We start from the raw sequence: 21,479 nt of genomic DNA, 5'->3' as shown, positions 1-21,479 counted from the left end.
TTCCTCTGTGTGTCAGCGACATAATCTGAAAATACAATATTGAGCGATGTTAGTGCTGTTCTTTGTCAGTTCTTAGATCAAACGAACGCCGTGATCGCTATAGAATTTTACGCTCGATCGCAAAAATTGCCATATGTGCCAATGGCCTTTTTTTGCAGCGTGTCCGCCCATATGGACGATCTCGACGCTAGGAACGTATGCAATTTTTGTGATGCGGCTTGATCTCACAGACAAATCGAAATCCTCGAAATAGAGGAAATATCCGGGGTCAAAACCGCCAGCCTTCACGAGCACTTCACGACGAAACAGCATAAAGCACCCGCTTACAATAGGTGGGTTCCAGAATATGTCATTCTGGGTTTCGACACGCATTTCGTATCGCTTCAACCGGGTGTCGAAAAATCGCTGGATTCGTTTCGGGGCAAAGCCGCGGAGCAGGAGGTCAAGTATCGCTGGATAGCGCTTGCACAAATATTGGCGTTTGCCGTCTGGCCAGAAGGCTCGCGGTGAGAGCAGTCCGCAATCAGGGTGCTTTTGCATGAAATCAATGGCGTTTCTCAAAGCGAGGTGATCCATCTGAATGTCGGGATTAAGGATGAGATGAAACTCGCCCATATCCGACAGAGCCAGATTGTGTGCGCGACCGAAGCCGACATTACCTTGCCCATGAATAACACGCGTCTGCGAGCCTGGGAGCTGCTCTTCAACAATTGCAGAGACGCCATCTTGGCTCGAATTGTCGATGATAGTGATAACAACGGATGTTGGATCGAAGGGGGTTAAAGCATCTGCAAGCGCTGCAAGCGTGGCGCGAAACTCGTTTATATCCGGGTTGAATGTCACGATTGAAATCGTGAGCATCTGGGTTGTATTCAAGTCTTGCCGGGCAGTGGTTTCTATCAAGGCGTTACTTTCGACCCATTCGATTGATGATTCCGTGCCACAGACCCAGGGTCATCATTTTCGCGTGGCGCATTCCATGCGGGACAAAAAAGGTGAAAAAGAGATATTGGCGGATGAGGCGCCACAGAAGCACAATTTTCCACGAAAAGGATAGCCATGGGCGACGGCAAAGCCAGATAGCGTTGCGGAAGTGATAGTAATGTCTGAGTGGGCTATGGACCGGAATACGACGACCACGGAACTTTATCCACTGGTCTCCAAGCGTGTGTTCCATTTTGGCATCAAAAACGCCGAAGCAGTAATATCTTTTTTCGCGTGCGCGCAAACCCCATTCGATATCGACGTAATCGATGAACATGCCTTCGTCCATGAGGCCGACGGCGTCGAAGCTTTCTATCGGTGTTAGGCAGCCAGAGGCGATGAGGAAGTCGGTTTCCACAAACGCATCAAGGGGCTGCCGTTCACGACGCTTCAGCTTTAGCCCATCCAGATATACGAAGGCTGCGGCCTCTCCTTGCCGGGCATCTATATAGGAAGGACCGACACCCGCTACGTGAACCCCTTTTGCAGCCAGTGTTTTCGCTACGTTCAGAAGCTCGGCCACCATGTTCGGGGCAGGAATGCTGTCTTGATCGAGAAGAAGTACGTAGTCAGAGCCAATTGCTTTGGCGCGTTCGATGCCGACATTTTGGGCCTTTGCGATGCCGAAATTCTCGCCGAGTGCAATCAGTTCAATGTCGGGCTGATCTTTCAAAATGAGGGCGAGGTTGTCGTGGGATCCGTTGTCGACGACAATAAGGTGGCCTAATTGAGGAGTGACAGCGCCGATTAACTGCTTTAGCGGTTCGACATCGGGATTGAATGTGACAATAATCCCGGTCACTCGAGCTGGAGTATTATCGCTTTTTTGACAATCAATAATCATGAATGTTGTTCGTTCGTCGCTCGCTATTCAAGGCAGCATAATGGTTCGGTATTCCAAAAAAAACTTGCCTACAAGCTTCTTTGCGTATTCCGTCGCCAAATCATGGTCAAAGTGCTAGGGCAATAGCCAGCATTCCAATGTTGTTAAGGGAAGTTACATGAAGGGCATTATTCTGGCCGGAGGAAGCGGCACAAGGCTATATCCTCTCACAATAGCCGTTTCTAAACAAATCCTTCCGATCTACGACAAGCCAATGATCTATTATCCGCTGAGCGTTCTCATGCTCGCGGGGATTCAGGATATTCTGATCATCTCGACGCCACAGGATCTGCCGCTATTCCAGAAGCTTCTCGGCGATGGCAGCGAGTTCGGCGTGAACTTCTCCTATGCCGAACAGCCGCATCCCAATGGTCTGGCCGAAGCCTTCATCATCGGACGCGAGTTCATCGGCAATGACAGTGTCGCGATGATTCTCGGTGACAACATCTATTTCGGCGACGGCCTGTCCAAGCTCTGCGAGATTTCGGCAACCGCGACGAAAGGTGGTACCGTGTTCGCCTATCACGTTGACGATCCTGAGCGCTATGGCGTCGTGGATTTCGATAAGGCGACGGGCAAGGCTCTATCGATTGAAGAAAAGCCTGCAAAGCCGAAGTCGCACTGGGCGGTTACCGGGCTCTATTTCTACGACAATCAGGTGGTCGATATCGCCCATTCGATCAAGCCGTCCGAACGCGGAGAGCTGGAGATCACGACCGTCAATAATATCTATCTCGAGCGCGGTGAACTGAATGTGCAGCAGCTCGGACGCGGATATGCCTGGCTCGATACCGGCACGCATGACAGCTTGCACGAAGCGTCGTCGTTCGTGCGTACCATCGAGAAGCGCCAAGGCATCAAGATTGCCTGCCCCGAGGAAATCGGCCTGGAAAAGGGCTGGATTTCGGGCGATGCCGTGTTGGAACGTGCCGGCAAACTGGGTAAAACCGAATATGCGGCCTATTTGCGCCGCCGTGTAAACGAACTGGGAAATCAATAATGGAAGTCCGCTCGCTTGGTCTTGATGGAGTGTTCGAAATCATCCCGCGTAAATTCGGTGATGATCGCGGCTTCTTCTCGGAAACCTACAATGCCAAGTCATTTGCCGAGGCTGGGATCGATCTGCAATTTGTGCAGGACAACCACTCTTTTTCGGCAGCGAAGGGCGTGGTGCGCGGTCTTCATTACCAGTTGCCGACGCGGGCGCAGGACAAGCTCGTCCGCGTGATTCGCGGTGCGATTCTCGACGTCGCGGTCGATATCCGTAAAAGCTCGCCGACATTCGGCAAGTGGGTAGCGCTGGAAGTTTCCGCCGAAAAGTGGAACCAGATTCTGGTGCCCAAGGGCTTTGCCCATGGTTTCATGACGCTCGTGGAGAACACCGAGGTCATCTACAAGGTTACGGATTACTATTCGCCGGAACATGATCGCTCGATCCGTTTTGACGATCCGGCTATCGGTATCGAATGGCCGCTTCCTTCTTCGGGCGTCCAGCTTTCCGACAAGGATCAGAAAGCGCCGCTTTTCGCCGATGCAGAAGTTTTTGCTTGAGGAATGATATGAATATTCTCGTCACTGGCGGTGCAGGCTTCATCGGTTCGGCAGTATGCCGTCATCTGGCTGCCGATCCGAAGGTCAATGTTCTCAATCTCGACAAGCTGACCTATGCGGGCAATCTCGCATCGCTGCGTCAGATCGAAAACCACCCGAACTACAGTTTCCTGCAGGCCGATATCTGCGACGACAATCTCATTCTGGATACGCTGCGTTCGAATGATGTCGATATCGTCATGCATCTGGCCGCTGAAAGCCATGTCGACCGTTCTATTGATGGCCCGGCGGCGTTCATCGAAACCAATATCATTGGCACGTTCCGTCTGCTCAACGCGGCGCTCGCCTATTGGCGTGAACTGCCGGAACCGCGCAAATCTAACTTCCGCTTCCACCATATCTCGACCGATGAAGTTTTCGGCGACTTGCCGTTCGACAGCGGCATTTTCACGGAAGAAACGCCCTATAAGCCCTCGTCGCCCTATTCGGCGTCCAAGGCTTCCTCTGATCATCTGGTACGCGCATGGCACGAGACCTATGGTTTGCCGGTGGTTCTCTCGAATTGTTCGAACAATTACGGGCCATTCCATTTCCCGGAAAAGCTCATTCCGCTTGTCATTCTGAACGCGCTCGATGAAAAGCCGCTGCCCGTTTACGGGGCAGGGGCGAATGTGCGTGACTGGCTTTATGTCGAAGATCACGCCCGCGCGCTGGCTTTGGTCGCGACGACCGGTAAAATCGGCGAAAGCTATAATATCGGCGGACGTTCAGAGCGCACCAATCTCAATGTCGTGGAAACGATCTGCGCCATTCTCGACAAGAAGCGCCCGCGCGCCAACGGCAAGAAATACGGCGACCTGATTACATTCGTGACGGATCGTCCGGGGCATGACCGTCGTTACGCCATTGATGCTTCGAAGATCGAGCGTGACCTCGGATGGACCCCACAGGAAACCTTCGAAACCGGCCTTGAGAAGACCATTCAATGGTATCTCGACAATGGCTGGTGGTGGGAGCCGATCCGCAGCGGTACTTATGCCGGTGAGCGTCTGGGCGGCGGTCAAGCCAAAGCAGGTGCGGCCAAAGCGGGTGCAGTATGAAGATCGTCGTCACCGGGCGGGAAGGGCAGGTCGTTCAGAGCCTTCTGGAAAAGGCCGCAGAGCGCCCGGATCTTGAAGTGATTGCTCTGGGAAGGCCGGAACTTGATCTGGCTGACCCCGAAACGATCCGCAAGGCGATCGTCAATGCCAAGCCAGATGTCGTCGTTTCGGCTGCGGCCTATACGGCTGTGGATCAGGCCGAGGATGAGCCAGAAATCACCTTGGCAGTGAATGCGGCTGGTGCTGCTGCTGTCGCCGAAGCGGCGAAGGCATGCGGTGCGCCGGTCATTCATCTGTCGACGGATTATGTTTTCGCCGGCGATAGCGATAGGCCCTATGTGGAGACTGATCCAACCGGCCCTCGCAGTATCTATGGCAGTTCCAAGCTTGAAGGCGAAAGGCTGGTTGCCGCGGCGCATCCGCAGCATATCATCCTGCGCACGGCCTGGGTTTACAGCCCGTTCGGCAAGAATTTCGTCAAGACGATGCTGCGCCTTGCTGAAACCCGCGACGGCCTGTCGGTCGTGTCCGACCAGTGGGGCAATCCGACTTCCGCGCTCGATATTGCCGAAGCGGTCATCCGCGTGGCGGATCATCTGGCGGCAAAGCCGGATTTTGCTGGCTATGGCGTCTATCATCTTGTTGGTACAGGCGACATCAACTGGAGCGGTTTTGCGCGCGGGATTTTCGCTGAAAGCGCGAAACATGACGGCCCGACCGCCGAAGTGACGGATATTGCCACCGCAGACTATCCGACGAAGGCGGCGCGCCCTGCCAATTCACGCCTTTCCACGAAGAAGTTCAGTACGACATTTGGCTGGGCCATGCCGCATTGGCAGGCTTCGCTGGCGGATGTCGTGGCGCGTCTGCCGTAATCAATTAAGTCTGAATTTGAGAAACGCGGTGCGGTTGATGACCGTCACCGCGTTTTTTGCTTTGCGCAAATATGTTCCCTGCCTTATGCCTTAAGCACTGACTGAACTGTTAGTGCAAAATCACCCGAAACGTGAAAGCTTTTCGGACGTGACAGTGCGGTTGGAGTTCAGTGATAGGTATGCGGTCTGGAGTGCCGCGCACAACACCGGTGAGGAGCATTAAACGTGAGCAGCAATGAAACTTTCGCCTCGGGAACATTTGTCGGGCGAGCATGGAGCCCGACGGCCAAGGGGCCGGTTCTGGTGACTTTGCGCGAAGGGCGCGTCATCGACATTACCACCAAAGCTGCACCGACAATGCGCGACCTGCTCGAACTTGACGATGCGCTGGCTCATGTGCGCGCAACCGCAGGACAGGATATCGGTTCGCTCGAAGCCCTGTTCACGGCCAAGCCCGGCGATGAAAACACACTGCACCTTCTGGCGCCGAATGACCTGCAGTCCATCAAGGCCTGCGGCGTGACCTTTGCCCGCTCCATGATCGAACGCGTGATCGAGGAACGCGCTGCCGGTAATCCCGATCTTGCTTTGAAAATCCGCGAGCGCGTGGGTGCGATCATCGGCGACAGCCTGCGCAACCTCAAGGCAGGCTCGGAAGAGGCGGCCCGCGTCAAGGCGGCGCTGATCGAAGAAGGCGTCTGGTCGCAGTATCTCGAAGTCGGTATCGGCCCCGATGCGGAAGTCTTCACCAAGAGCCAGCCCATGTCGGCGGTCGGCCATGGCGCCGAGGTTGGCCTGCATCCGATTTCCACCTGGAACAACCCCGAGCCGGAAGTGGTGCTGGCAGTCAACAGCCAGGGCCAGGTCAAGGGCGCGACGCTTGGCAATGACGTGAATTTGCGAGACGTCGAAGGCCGCTCAGCCCTGCTGCTTGGCAAGGCCAAGGATAACAATGCGTCCTGTTCGGTTGGACCGTTCATCCGCCTGTTCGACGAAACCTATTCGATGGAAGATGTGCGCTCGGCGGAACTGGCTCTGAAGGTCGAAGGACCGGATGGCTATGTTCTCAACGGTCGCAGCACCATGAAGGAAATCAGCCGCGATCCGCTGGATCTGGTTGCTCAGACCATCGGCAAGCACCATCAGTATCCGGATGGTTTCGTGCTGTTCATGGGAACGTTGTTTGCGCCGGTCGAAGACCGTGACACGCCGGGGCAGGGCTTTACGCACAAGATCGGCGATGTGGTCACCATCTCCAATCCGCAGCTTGGCGCTCTCACCAACACTGTGCGCCTGTCGACTGAATGCAGCCCATGGCGGTTCGGCTCGTCGCATCTGATGCGCAATCTCGCATCGCGCGGCCTGATCTGATTGAACGAGAGCATTTCCAGCAAAAGTGCGTAGCGGTTTTGCGTAGGATAATGCGTAAAAACAAATAACTGCGCGGCGGGTAAGCCGCCGCGCATATAGCCCTTAGTAAGGGCTGTCGACCTTGCCCATCTCGACATAGACGGTCTTGATCTGGCTGTAATGCGCAAGGGCTGCAACGCCGTTTTCGCGCCCGATGCCGGATTGCTTGTAACCACCGAACGGCACTTCCACCGGCGTCAGATTATAGGCATTGATCCAGCAGGTGCCTGCCTTGATCTGGCCGATGACGCGGTGACCGCGCGCGATGTCGGCGGTGAATACGCCTGCCGCCAGACCGAATTCGGTGTCATTGGCCCGCGCGATGACTTCATCCTCATCCGAAAATTCGAGAACGCTCATGACAGGTCCGAAGATTTCTTCGCGCGCGATGGTCATGGTGTCGGTCACGTCGGTAAAGACTGTCGGTTCGATGAAGTAACCCTTGTCGAAGCCCTGTAGCTTGGGAATACCGCCGCCGCAGGCAAGCGTTGCGCCTTCTGCCTTGCCTTTTTCGATATAGGAAAGAACCTTGTCGCGTTGGGCGCTGTTGACGAGCGGCCCCATCTGGGTGGCCTCATCCAGCGGGTCACCGATACGAATCTTGCGCGTGCGTTCGACCAATCGTTCGACAAAACGCTCGCGGACCTTCTTGTGCACGAAGACGCGGGTGCCGTTGGAGCAGACCTGACCTGTCGAATAGAAATTGCCGAGCATCGCGCCGCCGATGGCGCTTTCGAGATCGGCATCGTCGAACACGATTATGGGCGACTTGCCGCCTAGCTCCATCGTCACATGCTTCAGATGTTCGCCTGCCTGCGCCATAATGCGCTTGCCGGTCGGAACCGAGCCGGTGAGCGAAACCTTGGCCGTCTGGCGATGATTGACGAGGGCCGCACCCACATCGCCGTAGCCCTGAACGACATTGAAGAGGCCATCGGGCAGCCCGGCTTCCTGATAGGCTTCCGCCAGAGCGAGGGCCGAGAGCGGTGTATTTTCTGACGGCTTGAAGATGAAGGCGTTGCCCATGGCGAGCGCCGGAGCGGACTTCCACGCTGCAATCTGGATTGGATAGTTCCACGCGCCGATGCCGACACATATGCCCAGCGCTTCGCGGCGCGTATAGGCGAAGGAACCGCCCAGTTCCACGAATTCACCGTTGAAACCGGAAATGATGCCGCCGAAAAACTCCAGCGCATCGGCAGCCGAGGCCGCATCCGCAACGAGCGTTTCCTGAAGCGCCTTGCCGGTATCGAGCGTTTCGAGCTTGGAGAGCTTCTTGTTCTTCTCGCGCAGGATTTCGGCGGTGCGGCGCAGAATGCGGCCCCGTTCGACAGGCTTCAGCGCAGCCCATGCTTCCTGCGCCTTCATCGCCGCCGCATAGGCAGCTTCGATCACGCTTGGCGTGGCGGAATAAAGCTTGGCAATTTCTTCGCCAGTCGCCGGATAAATGACGGGAAGCGGCTTGCCAGCCTTGTCTTCCACAAACGAGCCGCCGATGAAGTGCGAGGCTTTGGGTTGTGCTTTCATGATGTATTCCTTCGAAAAGAAGGGAATAGGGCAGTAGGGGAATAAGGGAATATGTTTTGGTTGTGAACAACATACTCCCTTATTCCCCTATTCCCTTACTCCCCTAAAAATTACCTATCCGAAACCTGCCAGCGCGGATTGATCCACGGCTCCTGATTGGAGCGTGCCAGTGGTGTGCGGCCAAGGATATGATCGGACGCCTTTTCGCCGACCATGATCGATGGCCCGTTGAGATTGCCATTGGGGATGCGCGGAAAGATGGATGAATCCGCCACGCGCAAGCCATCGACGCCGATCACCCGGCATTCAGGATCAACCACCGCAAACGGATCGTCAACCGCGCCCATCTTGACCGTTCCGCAGGGGTGGAAGGCACTCTCGACATGCTCGCGGATGAAATTGTCGATTTCATCATCGGTCTGTACTTTCGCGCCGGGCTGGATTTCCGCGCCGCGATAGGGGTCGAAGGCCGCTTGCCCGAAGATCTCGCGGGTCAGTCGCACGCAGTGGCGGAAATCGGCCCAGTCGTCTTCATGAGACATATAGTTGAATTTGATGACAGGCTTTTCACGCGGATTGGCCGTGCGCAATGTCACGCTGCCACGCGACTTGGAGCGCATCGGGCCGACATGGGCTTGAAACCCGTGGGATTGTGCTGCCGCCTTGCCATCGTAGCGGATCGCCACCGGCAGGAAGTGGTACTGAATATCAGGATATTCCACGCCCGCTTTCGAGCGCACGAAGGCTGCGGATTCGAAATGGTTGGTCGCGCCGTCACCGGTTTTGAAGAACAGCCATTCGGCCCCGATCTTCGCTTTCGAAAACAGGTTCAGCTTGGAATAAAGCGTAATGGGCTGTGTGCATTCCTGCTGGATATAGACTTCCAGATGGTCCTGAAGGTTCTGGCCCACGCCGGGACGATCAGCCACCACTTCAATGCCGTGCTCCTTGAGATGCGCCGCCGGGCCAATGCCGGACAGCATCAACAGCTTCGGCGAGTTGATCGAGGAAGCAGCAATGATGACCTCGCGGCGTGCACGAATGGTCGAGAAGCTGCGCCCCGATTCGATCTCCACACCGACAGCGCGTTTGCCTTCAAGGACGATCTTGCGCGCCAACCCTTTGACGAGCTGCACATTCGGGCGTTTCAGCGCCGGTTTCAGATAGGCATTGGCGGCGGACCAACGACGACCATTATAGATCGTCTGCTCCATGGGACCGAAGCCTTCCTGCTTCTCGCCGTTATAATCTTCGGTCACTTCGAACCCGGCTTCGTGGCCTGCTTCGACGAAGGCGTGAAACAGCGGGTTGTCGCGCTTGCCCCGCTGCACATGCAACGGCCCGTCGGTTCCGCGCCAGCCTTCCTGCCCGCCCCCCTCTTTCTCTCGAAAATGCGCGTTTTCCATGCGCTTGAAATAGGGGAGCACATCGGCATAGGCCCAGCCTTGCGCGCCGCTTTCCGACCAGAAGTCGTAATCGCGTGCATGGCCGCGCACATAGACCATGCCGTTGATCGAGGACGAGCCGCCGAGCACCTTGCCGCGCGGCGTGACAAGGCTGCGCCCGCCAATATGTGGTTCAGGCTCGGTGGAAAAACCCCAGTCGTAGGTTTCCATATTCATCGGAAAGGAGAGGGCGGCGGGCATCTGGATCAAAGGCCCGACATCCGGCACGCCATATTCAATGACGATCACCGAATATCGCCCGTCTTCCGACAGGCGATAGGCCATGGCCGAACCGGCGGAGCCTGAGCCGATGATGACGAAATCCGCTTCCATACTCATGTCTCCACCGAAAGCTGAATAGAAATATAATCTTCCACCAATGTGACGGCGGATTGGGCGTCGGGCGCGTCGGCGCCGAGCGCATGGCGAATGTAAAGCCCGTCGATCATCGCGCCCGCACCTTCCGCGATGCGGTGTGCCCGATCCCGCCCTGTGAGCTGCTCCAGCGCAAAGACCAGATTGGAATGCAGGCGGCGCGCATAAATGCGCAAAAGCCGCCGCGTGTCCTCCGACTGCTGGGCGTGGACATAGAAAGTCAGCCAGGCGGCGATGGTTTCCTGCGTGAACTGCGAGGCGGAAAAATTGACGGCTACGATTGCCGCAATCCGCTCACGCGGCGTCTCGGTCTGCTTTACCGCCTCATTGAGATCATGGCCCAGTTCGCGCAGCAGATGGCGCATCGTGGCGAGAATGAGCTTGTCCTTGCCGCCGAAATAATGATGCGCGAGCGCAGGCGAGACGCCCGCTTCATGAGCGATCTGCGCAACGGTTACGTCCAGCGAACCGCGCTGTCCGATGGTGCGTATGGCAGCGTCGATCAGTTCGCGCCGCCGCAAAGGTTCCATCCCGATCTTCGGCATCGTCTCAATTCCTGTCCGGTTTTCAGGTCTGTTACCGCTATTTTATCTTTGATTGACTCATCAATCAATAAAAACTCCGACCTGTGGGAAATGGGGTTTGGATGCTGAAGCTTGAGCGGGGACAAGGCTTGCGGGGGCGTTATGTGCCGCTTACATTCATTGAATGAGCAGAGCTTTTACAAAAGAACAGGATGATGCGCCGACCGATCTCGGTGAGCGTCCGGTCAGTCCGCACCGCAATCTCGTTACGCCGACCGGCCTGAAGATGATGGATGACGAGATTGCCCGCCTTCAGCGCGAGCTGGCGGAAGCGAACGTCGCCGGTGAGCGCTCGGCCATTGCGCGCATCTCGCGTGACCTGCGCTACTGGACCGTGCGTCGTGAAACGGCAGAGCTGTCCGTGCCTGATGCCGACAGCGACGTGGTGCGGTTCGGTATGACGGTAGAGCTGGAAAATCTGGACGATGGTCAAACCCGCCGCTGGACGATTGTCGGCGAAGACGAAGCCGATCCGTCGAGCGGTAAGATCTCACATGTCGCGCCGGTCGCCATTATGCTGTTCGGCAAACCGGCTGGTGATGTGTTGAAGATTAACGGCAAGGACTGGGAAATCGTGTCGCTGAAAGCCTGGGCTTAGCCTTCCAGCGCCACGCTATGATCGCGGAAGAAAGGACTGGATGAGAGTGATGTGAGCTCACTCAGCAAGCTTCTGCAAGGTAACCTTATATTTGTCCATGACTTTACGAGCCGCTTCCACTTGCTGCTCGAAACTGTCGTCGATGGGCTCCAGCGAAAGACCACTCTGTGTCTCGGCGAGCTGCAGCTTGTCTCCCGCTCTCAAATTAAGTCGCTTGAGCACTTCCTTGGGCAGGATCACGCCTTCGGAATTGCCGATCTTGCGCAAAGTGACGTACATGGCTTTTATCCTATGTTACGGCAATGATCTAACATAGTTGTGCTCTTGTCGAGCTGGCCGCTTAGAGCCAGCCCTTGCGGCGGAAATAATAGAGTGGCAACAGGGCCGAGGCGATCATCAGTCCGAGTGCCATTGGATAGCCCCAGGGCGACGTCAGTTCCGGCATGAAGGAAAAGTTCATGCCGTAGATGGAAGCCACCAGCGTTGGTGGCATGAAGCCCACGGCAGCCACCGAAAATATCTTGATGATGGCGTTCTGCTCCACGGAGATCAGTCCGACGATGGTATCGAGCAGGAAGGTGACCTTATTGGACAGAAAGTCCACATAGGCAGTCAGCGATTGCATGTCGCGTTCGAGCGACTTGATCCAGGAGCGCGTTTCCTTCTTGCCGGTCGCGGGATTGCTGGTTGCCGAGAGGTAGACCAGCATGCGGCTGATGCCTGCAAGACTTTCACGCATGCGCGACAGAAACGTTCCCTGACCACCGATCTGTGTCAGGATGTGCCGAAAATCCTGCGTCGTCATCGGCCGCGCCTTTGGCTGGCGGCGATAGATCGAATGCGATGCGGCGTCAATTTTACCGGCCACACCTTCCAGAATATCCGCAAGGCGGTTGGTGGTGGCTTCGGTAATGCCGAGCATGATCGAAAGCCCGGTGCATTTGGCGGAAATCAGCCCGTTGCCCGGCTTGGTGGAGCGGAGAATATAGGTCGTGAAGGATTTGGGGTCCGCATAGCGCACAGTGATCAGACGTGAGCCGTGCAGGATAAACGTCACCGGCGCGAGTTCACGATGGTCGAGATCGACCGCATGGAGAATAGGCACGGTGAGATATTGCGCGCCGTTTTCCATGTAGAAGCGGCTGGATTCCTCGATTTCCGTCATGTCTTCACGGGTGGGTATGGAAATGCCCGTCCACGCTTCGACGATGTGATCTTCATTGACGCCGGGTGTGGACAGGTCGATCCAGATCACGTTGTCCGGTAATGGCGTGCCCGGTTCAACTTCCGTTTTTTCAAGATGGTCACCGGAAAGGCTGTAGAGCGTGATCATGCTGGCACCTGCTGGCTGCGTATGAAAATCCAATCTGCGCGAGAATTCTTAGAGCATTTTGAAGCCAATTGAAAACATTTGCCTGCACACAAATATGGCATGACCTCGGGAATATGAAAGCGCACCTGAACCCGACTTGTGCCAATCACCCTATATATTGACAGTTCCATTCGTCTGCTCTAATTCATCAAGTCATCCGATGAATTTGGAGTGCCTATGAAGACGGTTTCCCGCAAAAGCCTGACGGAAGCGGCGACGCAATCCATTCGTTCCGAAATCACCTCGGGGCGCTGGGCTGTGGGCGAGCAATTGCCGAACGAAGCCCAGCTTTCGGCGCGGCTTGGCGTCAGTCGCGGTACGGTGCGTGAGGCCGTCAGGGCGCTGGTGGCGCAAGGCATGCTGGAGACGCGCCAGGGCTCGGGCACCTATGTCCGCTCGAAGACCGATACGGCGCGCAGCCTCAATCGCATACGCCATACGAGCCTGCGCGACAGGCTTGAAATGCGCGCTGCGCTGGAAGTGGAGGCCGCGCGCCTTGCCGCGCAGCGCGTCACGCCGCAGACGATTGCTCATCTCGAAGCCGTGCTGACCACACGTGGATTGCGCGAAGATACCGACCGGACGACATTCGTTGAGCGCGATTTTGCATTTCATGAAGCCATCGCCGCCGCTTCCGGCAATCAAGCGTTGATCGAGGTCTATGGCTTCTTTTCCGCGTCGATCCGCGAATCCATTGAAGCCACGCTTGATGGCGAGTTGCCGGAGCCGGACTTCGAGGCGCATCGGCAGATCATCGAAGCCATTGCTACCGGCGACCCGGACAAGGCCAGCGCGACGGTTCGTCGTTTTCTGGCGCCCCTGATTGAAGAACTGGAAAGGTTGCTCGCATCATGAGCCGCATAAACGCCGTGCCGCCCACAGCACGGGAGGAACACACCATGACATCTCAGGCAGAGCAGCCAGAACCGCTTGTCGACGCTGAAGCGGACAGCGTGCCGCCGCCGTCTGTGCCGCAAACGCCGAGCAAGGCCACGCGCATCCTGCTGGGGTTGAGCCTTGTTCTCATTGCCGCCAATCTGCGTCCGGTTTTTTCCAGTGTTTCGGTGCTTTTGCCGGAAATCATCGATGGTATCGGCATGTCGTCGCTCGCCGCAGGCGTGCTGACCACCTTGCCGGTTGTCTGCCTTGGCGCATTTGCTCCCTTCGCGCCGCGTCTCGCACAACGTTTCGGCGCTGAGCGCGTACTTCTGGCGGTGCTGGTGGTCTTGACCATCGGTACGGCGCTGCGTGGTGTCGGGTCTTTCTGGTCACTCTATATGGGCGCGACGCTTGCCGGTGCGGCGATTGCCATGGGCAATGTGCTGCTGCCGGGTGTGGTGAAACGCGATTTCCCAAAAACCGCCGCGATCATGACTGGTCTCTATACCATGGCGCTTTGCGGGGGGGCGGCTTCCGCGGCTGGCTTCACGATCCCGATCAAGAACATGCTTGGCGGTTCGTGGAATCTCGCTCTGGCGTTCTGGGCGGTTCCGGCTGTGCTGGTGCTCGTGCTATGGCTGCCGCAGGCGCTGCGCAGCAAGCACAATGTCGCGCATTCGGGTTTCCGTGTCGTTGGTCTGTGGAACGACGCGCTTGCCTGGCAGGTGACGCTGTTCATGGGGCTGCAATCGTCGACGGCCTATATCGTATTCGGCTGGCTGGCGCCGATCCTGCGTGAACGGGGCATGAGCCCGGCTGCGGCGGGCGGTCTGGTGTCGTTTTCGATCATGGCGCAGGTCGTGACATGCCTGCTGATACCGTCGATTGCCGTGCGACAGAAAAGCCAGAGCTTTATCAATGTGTTCCTCTGCGCCTGCGCATCGCTCGCGCTGATCGGCTTTCTCTATCTGCCGGAATGGAGCTTCTGGCTTCTGGCCATCATTCAGGGGATCGGGCAGGGCGGGCTGATCGCGGCTGCGATGATGGTGATCGTGCTGCGCTCGCCGGATTCGCACACGGCAGCGCATCTGTCCGGTATGGCGCAATGCGTCGGCTATATTCTCGCGGCCATTGGCCCGCTGCTGGTTGGTGTGATTCACAGCGCCACGGGAAGCTTCGCGGCCTGCGGTCTGTTCTTTGTGATTCTGTGGATCGGGGCCAGCATCAATGGCTGGCTGTCGGGACGCGCCCTCCATGTCGGGGCGAGAACCATACACAAAGACGCATAGAGCGCATCCCGAAAAGTGTGAAACGTCTCCGCAGGAAAATCAGTCCACTGGACTGATTTCTGATCCTGCTTCGATCAGAAAAGATGTGCGTTAAAACAAAGAATTAGAGCGCCGATCTGATCCAATCAGATCGAAACGCGCTCTAAACAAAAACCCCGGCCATCGAGCCGGGGTTTTTCGTTGCGGAATGTATTCGCTCAGATGAACTGGCCGAGACCCGGGATCGAGCCGATCACGGCATCGACAGGCTCGTCGCCAGCCTTTTCCTTGGCGAAACGAATGGTTTCCTTGGCAACGCCGGAAATCTCGCCCATGCCGAGGCCGGCACCCATGAGCTGCGAGCCGAGGCCCATCACGCCGCCCATCAGGTTGGACAGGAAACCGCCGCCCTTGACCTGTGCAACGGCTTCGGTAGCACCGGGGATCGCGGCCAGAAGCTGCTGAACCTGATCCGCCGGACCTTCTTTCTGAAGGAATGCGAGGATCATGCCGACAGACTTTTCCGCCGTCGCGGCATCGATGCCGACATTCGAGGTGATACGTGCGATCAGTTCTTCCATGGAAACTCTCCCAAAAATCTTACGTTTACGTAATATGCATTCTCGCTATCGCTTTGCAAGCAGGTCCGGATCAAAATTATAGGGAATTTTTTCAGCGCTTATGACAGCAAAAACGGTTCTCTATCCGCAGTGTGGGCTTTATCGTTGTCGCATCACGGGACGGCGTCTATATCTGACAAGAGTGCGGCTCTGGATGTGCCGGTCGAAATAAGGAGCAAATCGCCTGATGACTGCTGACGACGCTATTTTTCTTGGCGCAAGCCGCAAGCCTGACGATTCCTACCAGCAGCCGGAATATCTGGCGCTGAAATACGGCAACAGGCACGGTCTGGTCACCGGCGCGACGGGTACGGGCAAGACCGTGACCCTTCAGGTGCTGGCGGAAAGCTTTTCCGCTGCTGGCGTTCCGGTTTTCTGCGCCGACATCAAGGGCGATCTATCCGGCATTGCCGCGATTGGCGTCGAGAATGAAGGCCTGACCAAGCGGGCCGAGGAAATCAAGCTCGATCCTTATCAGCTGCGCGCATCGCCGGTTATTTTCTGGGATATTTTTGGCGAGCAGGGGCACCCGGTTCGCGCCACCATTTCGGAAATGGGGCCGCTGCTGCTGTCACGCCTTATGAACCTGACGGAAGCGCAGGAAGGCGTGTTGAATATCGCATTCCGCCTGTCCGACGAAGAGGGACTTCTGCTGCTTGATCTCAAGGATTTGCAGGCGATCCTCAAGGAAATGGCGGAGCGTTCCGCCGAGCTTTCGGGTAAATACGGCAACGTCAACAAGGCGTCGGTTGGTGCCGTGCAGCGGTCGCTGCTGGTGCTGGAGCAACAGGGCGGTGCGAAGTTCTTTGGCGAACCGGCTTTGACCATCGCCGACCTGATGCGCACGACGACGGATGGGCGCGGCGTGGTCAGCGTGCTTGCCGCCGACAAGCTGATGATGAGCCCGCGTCTATATTCGACCTTCCTGCTCTGGCTGATGTCGGAACTGTTCGAGGCGCTGCCGGAAGTGGGCGACCCGGACAAGCCGAGGCTCGTCTTCTTCTTCGACGAAGCGCATCTTCTGTTCGATGAAGCGCCCAAGGCGCTGGTCGACCGCGTCGAACAGGTCGTTCGCCTCATCCGTTCCAAGGGCGTTGGCGTTTATTTCGTCACGCAAAACCCGCTCGACGTGCCGGAAACGGTGCTGGCGCAGCTTGGTAACCGTGTGCAACATGCGCTGCGCGCCTATACGCCGCGCGAGACCAATGCGGTGAAAACCGCCGCGGATACGTTCCGTCCCAATCCGGACTTCAAGACATTCGACGCGATCACCAATCTGGCGACCGGCGAGGCGCTGGTCTCGACCTTGCAGGCCAAGGGCGTGCCGTCCATGGTGCAGCGGACATTGATCCGCCCACCATCGTCACGCATCGGCCCGTTGACACCAGAAGAGCGCGCCAAGATCATTGCCGCAAGCCCGGTCTCCGGCCAGTACGATACGCTTGTGGACCGCGATTCCGCATTCGAAATGCTGGCGCGCAAGGCGCAGAACGCGACGGTCGAACAGCAGAAAACCAAGCAGGAAGAGGAAGGCGGCGGCGGAATACTGGGCGATCTCCTCGGCACGGCATTGGGCACGGGCAAGCGCTCAGGTCGTCAGACCGTTGCGGAAACGGCCATGAAGTCCGTGGTGCGTACGGTCGGCAATTCGCTGGGTCGCGCATTGGTGCGCGGCATTCTCGGCAGTTTCAAGAAATAAGGGAGCAGGGGAATAGGGGAGTAGGGGAATAGGGGAGTAAGGCAGTAAGGCAGTATGTTGCCTCTCCCCATTCCTTCGCACTGGTGTTCCGAAAGAGCCGAGCGAATCCACCCAATAATGGGTTATTCGACATTGCTAATGTTGATTTACGGCAGCGAATTTTCTGCCTAATGTCCGCCAGCCCAATCTTGGGCGGGGCGGGATAACACTATGAAACTATTGAAAATTGCAGGCATGGCGTCGGCCGTGCTGCTGACGCTTGCCGGCGTTTCGAAGGCTGATGATCTGGTCTTCAAGCTGAAGAACGGCACCAACTCCACATTGACCCATTTCTATACGTCGCCGGTCGGCGTCAACAATTGGGAAGGTGAGGTTTTCGGTGATCAGGTTCTGGAGCCGGGCGAAACCATCGAAATCACCATCGCTGACGGTCGCCGCGTTTGCAAATACGATATGCGGTTCGAATTTCAGGATAGTGACGACCTCGACACCACCACCGACACGCAAGATTTATGCGAACTCGGCTCCTATACAATCGAGGAATAGTTTAATTTAGGCGGGGGCGCCGCGGCTGGGTCGAAAGACCCAGCCGCTTTTTTATGTGTCGAATAGTTTTTTGGCCGCTCCGTGCATGCCCTTGCTGATTGCCGCGAATTTGAGCGCTTGCCATTGACGGTAATCCTGCACGAGCGTGGCGGAGATCCAGCAATCACCGCGATTACCGGGGCGTTCCCAGCCGATCAGCCCGGCGTCGCGTGCCCGTGCCAGAATGCGCGCCGTGTTGCTCTGCGACATGCGATAGCGCGTCGATATCCCGTTGGACGTGACTTTGCCGATCCACGCCCGGTCGCCGGAAAATGTCCATGGCGCGCGGGATGCAACATCGTGAAGGATGTTGTTGCCGGATTCCGAATGGGTGAAATTCGCAATGCTGGGCTGCGGGCGGCACCAGTCGCTGTTGTGCAGCACATCGCGCGTCATGATCGGCTGGGCATATCTCAGCATATCGGGATGGCGGAGCATGAGTGCCGCCCGGTTGCCGTTATCCATCCGGTCGATTGCGATGAGATGGGTGGTCAGCCACAGGCGGATCAGCTCTTCCGTGGCCGTACAGGCGCGGAAGAGGTGCTGCCTGCGATCCCGGGTCGGGAGCGGTTCGATGAAATTGTAGTGCCGGGTTTCCTGAAGAAAGGCCAGCGTGGTGTTCTTGCTGGCAATCGGCGTCCCTTTCAGGAAGTTCAGCAGATTGGTTGGCGAGATCGGCGGATTGCGCGGATCGGTCTGATGCTCGAAATGAATGGCGAAGGTCGCCTGGCTCAACAGCCATTTCTGCATATCGGAAAGATAGCGCACCTCGCGCGGCAACTCAGCCGTAATGGCCAAAAGTTCACTGGCGGTCGTTTGCAGGCAATCGTGAAAGCGCTCATTCCGGACAAGGTCCGCAGGATCGAATATGGCCGGTATGTTAATATCGGCGAGAGCGACAGTTGCTGTATGCATGATGATAAACTTGCATCAGGTGGAGTTTATTGCCGCTAATATATTTCCCGCTCCTGAACAAGGTGAAAACGTGTGGGATCGCAAGTCTTTCTGGCGTGGCCTGCTTAAAAGAAAAACCCCGGAGCATCGGATGCTCCGGGGTTTTCGATAGGAATTCTATCGTCCGTCTTCGTCTTACATGACGAGGATAGGCGACTTCGGCGGCACGCGATCATAAAGATCGATGATATCCTGATTGAGGAAGCGCACGCAGCCCGACGAAACCGCCTTGCCGATGGACCACCACTCCGGATTGCCATGCAGGCGATAGAGCGTGTCTTTGCCGTCCTGGAAGATATAGAGCGCACGCGCACCGAGCGGGTTCTTGAGGCCCGGAGCCATGCCGCCATTGGCAGCGCTGTACTGGACCAGCTCCGGCTGGCGGGCGACCATTTCATCCGGCGGCGTCCAGCGCGGCCACTGGCGCTTGTACTGGATCACAGCACGGCCGGACCATGCAAAGCCTTCGCGGCCGATGCCGACGCCATAACGCAGCGCCTGGCCATTATCGAGCACGAGATAGCAGAAGCGGTTGGCAGTATCGATGACCAGCGTGCCGGGCGTTTCGCCGGTGGGGTCCTGTACGACCTGACGCAGATAGCGCTTGTCCATTTTCTGGATCGGGATTGCCGGAAGCTGGAAGCCGCCATCATTGACGGAGGCATACATCTGCTCCCAGCCGCCATAGGACGAATCCACATTGGCCTGGGGCGTCCTGTTGATCGGGTTGCCGGACGCATCGACATCGATGATAGGTACATTCTGTCCCAACTGGGCGCAACCGGCGAGACCGGCAGCCGCAGTGGCAGTCATTGCCGTCAGGAAAGAGCGGCGGGTGAGGGTCGTTTGCATAAGAAAACCAGACTAGTGACGGGAGGGTTATGAATACAACAATCAGGGTTAACGAAGTGCGACCAAACCAGATGTGGTAGAGGCGCCATGGGGGAAGGCACGGACTTGGACGGTGTTTTTCGCCAAGCATCGAGTTTCGACTGATCGGAAAACGCCCTAGAAATGTGGCGTCGAGCCGGTCTGAATACGGCCTAAACGTGGCGAAAAGCCACCCGCAGGGCGCGTGTTGCAGCCACGACACAATTTTGCGGACAATCGACCTGTTTGCCGGAAGCTGGATAATTCAAATTTTAGTGAAATGCTCAATTAGTTCTGCGCGACCGTCCGTGTTTTCAGTCGAGAAGCTGGAGACTCGGCAAAATAAGGGCAGGCGGGAACGACCGATATTCGTCCGGCTGGTTGGAACGATTGACCCAGACGCCGCGCATGCCGAACTTGACCGCGCCTGCCACATCCCACCGATTGGAGGATTGAAAGGAGATTGCGGAAGGATAAAGCCGCCATTGCATGGTGATCAGCTCATAGGCGGAAGGCGACGTCTTGTATTTGCGCACGGCATCGACCGAAATCACATCATCCAGCAAAACGTCCAGCGCAGCCGACTTCACGGCGGCTTCCAGCATGGCAGGCGAGCCGTTGGACAGGATGGCAAGCCGCGCGCCGCGATCCTTGAGATGCTTCAACGCGGCAGGGACTTCCGGATAGCAGTCGAGTTTCCAGTATGCGTCGAGCAGGTCGTTGCGCAACGACGGATCGACGGACGGATAGCGCGCAAAGGCGAAATCGAGAGACTCTTCCGTCAGCTTCCAGAAGTCGCTGTAAGCGCCCATCAGGCTCAGCACCCAGGAATATTCAAGCTGCTTGGCGCGCCAGAGTTCGGAAAAGGCGCGTCCATCGGGGCCAGCCTTGTCCGCATGCCGCCGAACTGCCGAATGGACATCGAACAATGTGCCATAGGCATCGAAGACATAGGAACTAATTGGGCCGGACACGGTTACTCCTTTACCGATGCGGTGATGCGGAAATTCTCAATGGGGTTCATCCTACTGTGATTTCAATAATATTTCATTGCCGCTCACGCGGTTGGGGCCTATGTAGAGTCCGCACGCAATTTTTCGGGTAGGCAACACATTGCCCGCCGCGCGATGAGAGATAAAGAGGAGAGTTTCCAATGGCTTTCGAACTGCCCGCCCTTCCATATGACTATGAAGCACTTGCGCCTTTCATGTCGCGCGAAACGCTTGAACTGCACCACGACAAGCACCATCAGGCTTATGTCACCAACGGCAACAAGCTGCTCGAAGGTTCCGGCCTCGAAGGCAAGAGCCTGGAAGAAGTCGTCAAGGAAAGCTACGGCAAGAATCAGGGCCTCTTCAACAATGCCGGCCAGCACTACAACCACATCCATTTCTGGAAGTGGATGAAGAAGGGCGGCGGCGGCACGAAGCTGCCGGGCAAGCTTGAAAAGGCAATCGAATCCGATCTCGGCGGCTACGCCAAGTTCCGCGAAGATTTCATCGCAGCTGGCGTCGGCCAGTTCGGTTCGGGCTGGGCATGGCTTTCGGTCAAGGATGGCAAGCTGGAAATCTCCAAGACCCCGAACGGCGAAAACCCGCTGGTTCATGGCGCAAAGCCGATCCTCGGCGTGGACGTGTGGGAACACTCCTACTATGTCGATTACCGCAACCTGCGTCCGAAGTATCTCGAAGCTTTCGTCGACAGCCTGATCAACTGGGACTACGTTCTGGAAATGTACGAACAGGCATAATGCCAAGGCATTGATGTTATGAGATGAGCCCCGCTTCGGCGGGGCTTTTTCTTTCATGAGAAGAAAACCTTCGCCTCTGGCGGAGGATTGGAAGAGTTTTACGCTGTATGAAAGAAACCTCCGGCTTGGATCACGAAGTGATCGAAAGCG

The 21,479-nt window shown here is 56.9% G+C and carries 22 protein-coding genes; 11 read left to right on the top strand and 11 right to left on the bottom strand.

The window, feature by feature from the left end; all coding sequences use genetic code 11:
- Positions 1-72: 72 nt before the first annotated feature.
- Both FGI60_RS19050 and FGI60_RS19045 read right to left on the bottom strand, forming a co-directional pair.
- Positions 73-903 carry a glycosyltransferase family 2 protein gene (locus FGI60_RS19050; RefSeq protein ID WP_235889860.1) on the bottom strand — a complete coding sequence of 277 codons (831 nt, stop codon included), beginning with the start codon at positions 901-903 and terminating at the stop codon, positions 73-75.
- A gap of 4 nt (positions 904-907) precedes the next feature.
- A complete protein-coding gene (locus tag FGI60_RS19045; RefSeq protein WP_235889859.1) occupies positions 908-1,828 on the bottom strand; it encodes a glycosyltransferase family 2 protein in 921 nt (306 codons plus the stop codon).
- A 157-nt stretch (positions 1,829-1,985) separates the two neighbouring features.
- Here FGI60_RS19045 and rfbA point away from each other — a divergent pair, with 157 nt between their 5' ends.
- The 5 genes from rfbA (at position 1,986) to FGI60_RS19020 (ending at position 6,764) form a co-directional block, all read left to right on the top strand.
- Positions 1,986-2,867 (top strand): glucose-1-phosphate thymidylyltransferase RfbA, encoded by an 882-nt coding sequence (gene rfbA, locus FGI60_RS19040; RefSeq protein WP_138786522.1) that lies wholly within the window; start codon positions 1,986-1,988, stop codon positions 2,865-2,867.
- Positions 2,867-3,418: a dTDP-4-dehydrorhamnose 3,5-epimerase gene (gene rfbC / locus FGI60_RS19035; protein ID WP_171058808.1), complete on the top strand. Its 552-nt coding sequence runs from the start codon at positions 2,867-2,869 to the stop codon at positions 3,416-3,418. The genes rfbA and rfbC overlap by 1 nt, the downstream gene beginning before the upstream one ends.
- 8 nt (positions 3,419-3,426) lie before the next feature.
- Positions 3,427-4,518 (top strand): dTDP-glucose 4,6-dehydratase, encoded by a 1,092-nt coding sequence (rfbB, locus tag FGI60_RS19030; RefSeq protein ID WP_138786521.1) that lies wholly within the window; start codon positions 3,427-3,429, stop codon positions 4,516-4,518.
- Positions 4,515-5,393, top strand: coding sequence for a dTDP-4-dehydrorhamnose reductase (rfbD, locus tag FGI60_RS19025; RefSeq protein WP_138786520.1), 879 nt, complete (start codon positions 4,515-4,517; stop codon positions 5,391-5,393). The genes rfbB and rfbD overlap by 4 nt, the downstream gene beginning before the upstream one ends.
- A 225-nt stretch (positions 5,394-5,618) precedes the next feature.
- Positions 5,619-6,764 carry a fumarylacetoacetate hydrolase family protein gene (locus tag FGI60_RS19020; RefSeq protein ID WP_138786519.1) on the top strand — a complete coding sequence of 382 codons (1,146 nt, stop codon included), beginning with the start codon at positions 5,619-5,621 and terminating at the stop codon, positions 6,762-6,764.
- A 102-nt stretch (positions 6,765-6,866) separates the two neighbouring features.
- On the opposite strand, the gene betB is transcribed toward FGI60_RS19020, so the two are convergent.
- The 3 genes from betB to betI form a co-directional block, all read right to left on the bottom strand.
- Entirely contained in the window at positions 6,867-8,330 is a 1,464-nt protein-coding gene (gene betB / locus FGI60_RS19015; protein ID WP_138786518.1) for a betaine-aldehyde dehydrogenase, read from the bottom strand.
- Positions 8,331-8,440: 110 nt separating this feature from the next.
- The gene (gene betA, locus FGI60_RS19010) at positions 8,441-10,108 is read right to left on the bottom strand and encodes a choline dehydrogenase (RefSeq protein WP_138786631.1); all 1,668 of its coding nucleotides are present in this window, start codon (positions 10,106-10,108) and stop codon (positions 8,441-8,443) included.
- A gap of 2 nt (positions 10,109-10,110) precedes the next feature.
- Positions 10,111-10,695 carry a transcriptional regulator BetI gene (gene betI, locus FGI60_RS19005; RefSeq protein WP_138786517.1) on the bottom strand — a complete coding sequence of 195 codons (585 nt, stop codon included), beginning with the start codon at positions 10,693-10,695 and terminating at the stop codon, positions 10,111-10,113.
- A 163-nt stretch (positions 10,696-10,858) separates the two neighbouring features.
- Between betI and FGI60_RS19000 the strand changes: the two genes are divergently transcribed.
- A complete protein-coding gene (locus FGI60_RS19000; protein WP_138786516.1) occupies positions 10,859-11,332 on the top strand; it encodes a GreA/GreB family elongation factor in 474 nt (157 codons plus the stop codon).
- Positions 11,333-11,389: 57 nt separating this feature from the next.
- Here FGI60_RS19000 and FGI60_RS18995 read toward each other — a convergent pair whose 3' ends face one another.
- Together FGI60_RS18995 and FGI60_RS18990 are read right to left on the bottom strand one after the other, a co-directional pair.
- On the bottom strand, positions 11,390-11,611 hold the full coding sequence (locus tag FGI60_RS18995; RefSeq protein WP_138786515.1) for an AbrB/MazE/SpoVT family DNA-binding domain-containing protein: 222 nt from the start codon (positions 11,609-11,611) through the stop codon (positions 11,390-11,392).
- 61 nt (positions 11,612-11,672) lie between these two features.
- A complete protein-coding gene (locus tag FGI60_RS18990) occupies positions 11,673-12,665 on the bottom strand; it encodes a magnesium transporter CorA family protein (RefSeq protein WP_078340219.1) in 993 nt (330 codons plus the stop codon).
- Positions 12,666-12,881: 216 nt separating this feature from the next.
- Between FGI60_RS18990 and FGI60_RS18985 the strand changes: the two genes are divergently transcribed.
- Together FGI60_RS18985 and FGI60_RS18980 are read left to right on the top strand one after the other, a co-directional pair.
- Positions 12,882-13,559 carry a FadR/GntR family transcriptional regulator gene (locus FGI60_RS18985; protein WP_138786514.1) on the top strand — a complete coding sequence of 226 codons (678 nt, stop codon included), beginning with the start codon at positions 12,882-12,884 and terminating at the stop codon, positions 13,557-13,559.
- Positions 13,560-13,603: 44 nt separating this feature from the next.
- A complete protein-coding gene (locus tag FGI60_RS18980) occupies positions 13,604-14,872 on the top strand; it encodes a CynX/NimT family MFS transporter (protein WP_374843821.1) in 1,269 nt (422 codons plus the stop codon).
- Between the two features lie 197 nt (positions 14,873-15,069).
- Here FGI60_RS18980 and FGI60_RS18975 read toward each other — a convergent pair whose 3' ends face one another.
- A complete protein-coding gene (locus FGI60_RS18975) occupies positions 15,070-15,432 on the bottom strand; it encodes a DUF2780 domain-containing protein (protein ID WP_138786512.1) in 363 nt (120 codons plus the stop codon).
- Positions 15,433-15,658: 226 nt separating this feature from the next.
- On the opposite strand from FGI60_RS18975, the gene FGI60_RS18970 reads away from it, so the two are divergent.
- Together FGI60_RS18970 and FGI60_RS18965 are read left to right on the top strand one after the other, a co-directional pair.
- Positions 15,659-17,170, top strand: a complete 1,512-nt coding sequence (locus tag FGI60_RS18970; protein WP_138786511.1) for a helicase HerA-like C-terminal domain-containing protein — start codon at positions 15,659-15,661, stop codon at positions 17,168-17,170.
- Between the two features lie 234 nt (positions 17,171-17,404).
- Positions 17,405-17,716: a hypothetical protein gene (locus tag FGI60_RS18965; RefSeq protein WP_374843842.1), complete on the top strand. Its 312-nt coding sequence runs from the start codon at positions 17,405-17,407 to the stop codon at positions 17,714-17,716.
- A 51-nt stretch (positions 17,717-17,767) separates the two neighbouring features.
- On the opposite strand, the gene FGI60_RS18960 is transcribed toward FGI60_RS18965, so the two are convergent.
- The 3 genes from FGI60_RS18960 to FGI60_RS18950 all read right to left on the bottom strand — a co-directional run bounded on the left by FGI60_RS18960 (position 17,768) and on the right by FGI60_RS18950 (position 20,553).
- Positions 17,768-18,670, bottom strand: a complete 903-nt coding sequence (locus FGI60_RS18960) for a hypothetical protein (protein ID WP_138786510.1) — start codon at positions 18,668-18,670, stop codon at positions 17,768-17,770.
- Positions 18,671-18,844: 174 nt separating this feature from the next.
- A complete protein-coding gene (locus FGI60_RS18955) occupies positions 18,845-19,561 on the bottom strand; it encodes a L,D-transpeptidase (RefSeq protein ID WP_078340191.1) in 717 nt (238 codons plus the stop codon).
- Between the two features lie 332 nt (positions 19,562-19,893).
- Positions 19,894-20,553 (bottom strand): haloacid dehalogenase type II, encoded by a 660-nt coding sequence (locus FGI60_RS18950; RefSeq protein WP_235889858.1) that lies wholly within the window; start codon positions 20,551-20,553, stop codon positions 19,894-19,896.
- Positions 20,554-20,732: 179 nt separating this feature from the next.
- Between FGI60_RS18950 and FGI60_RS18945 the strand changes: the two genes are divergently transcribed.
- Positions 20,733-21,329, top strand: coding sequence for a superoxide dismutase (locus tag FGI60_RS18945; RefSeq protein ID WP_138786509.1), 597 nt, complete (start codon positions 20,733-20,735; stop codon positions 21,327-21,329).
- Positions 21,330-21,479 lie beyond the last annotated feature (150 nt).

Origin of the sequence: Brucella haematophila (assembly GCF_005938105.1) — a bacterium.
Classification (GTDB): Bacteria; Pseudomonadota; Alphaproteobacteria; order Rhizobiales; family Rhizobiaceae; genus Brucella; species Brucella haematophila.
The sequence above is the reverse complement of the archived record's forward strand: the minus strand, read 5'-3'. Positions and strand labels throughout refer to the sequence as shown.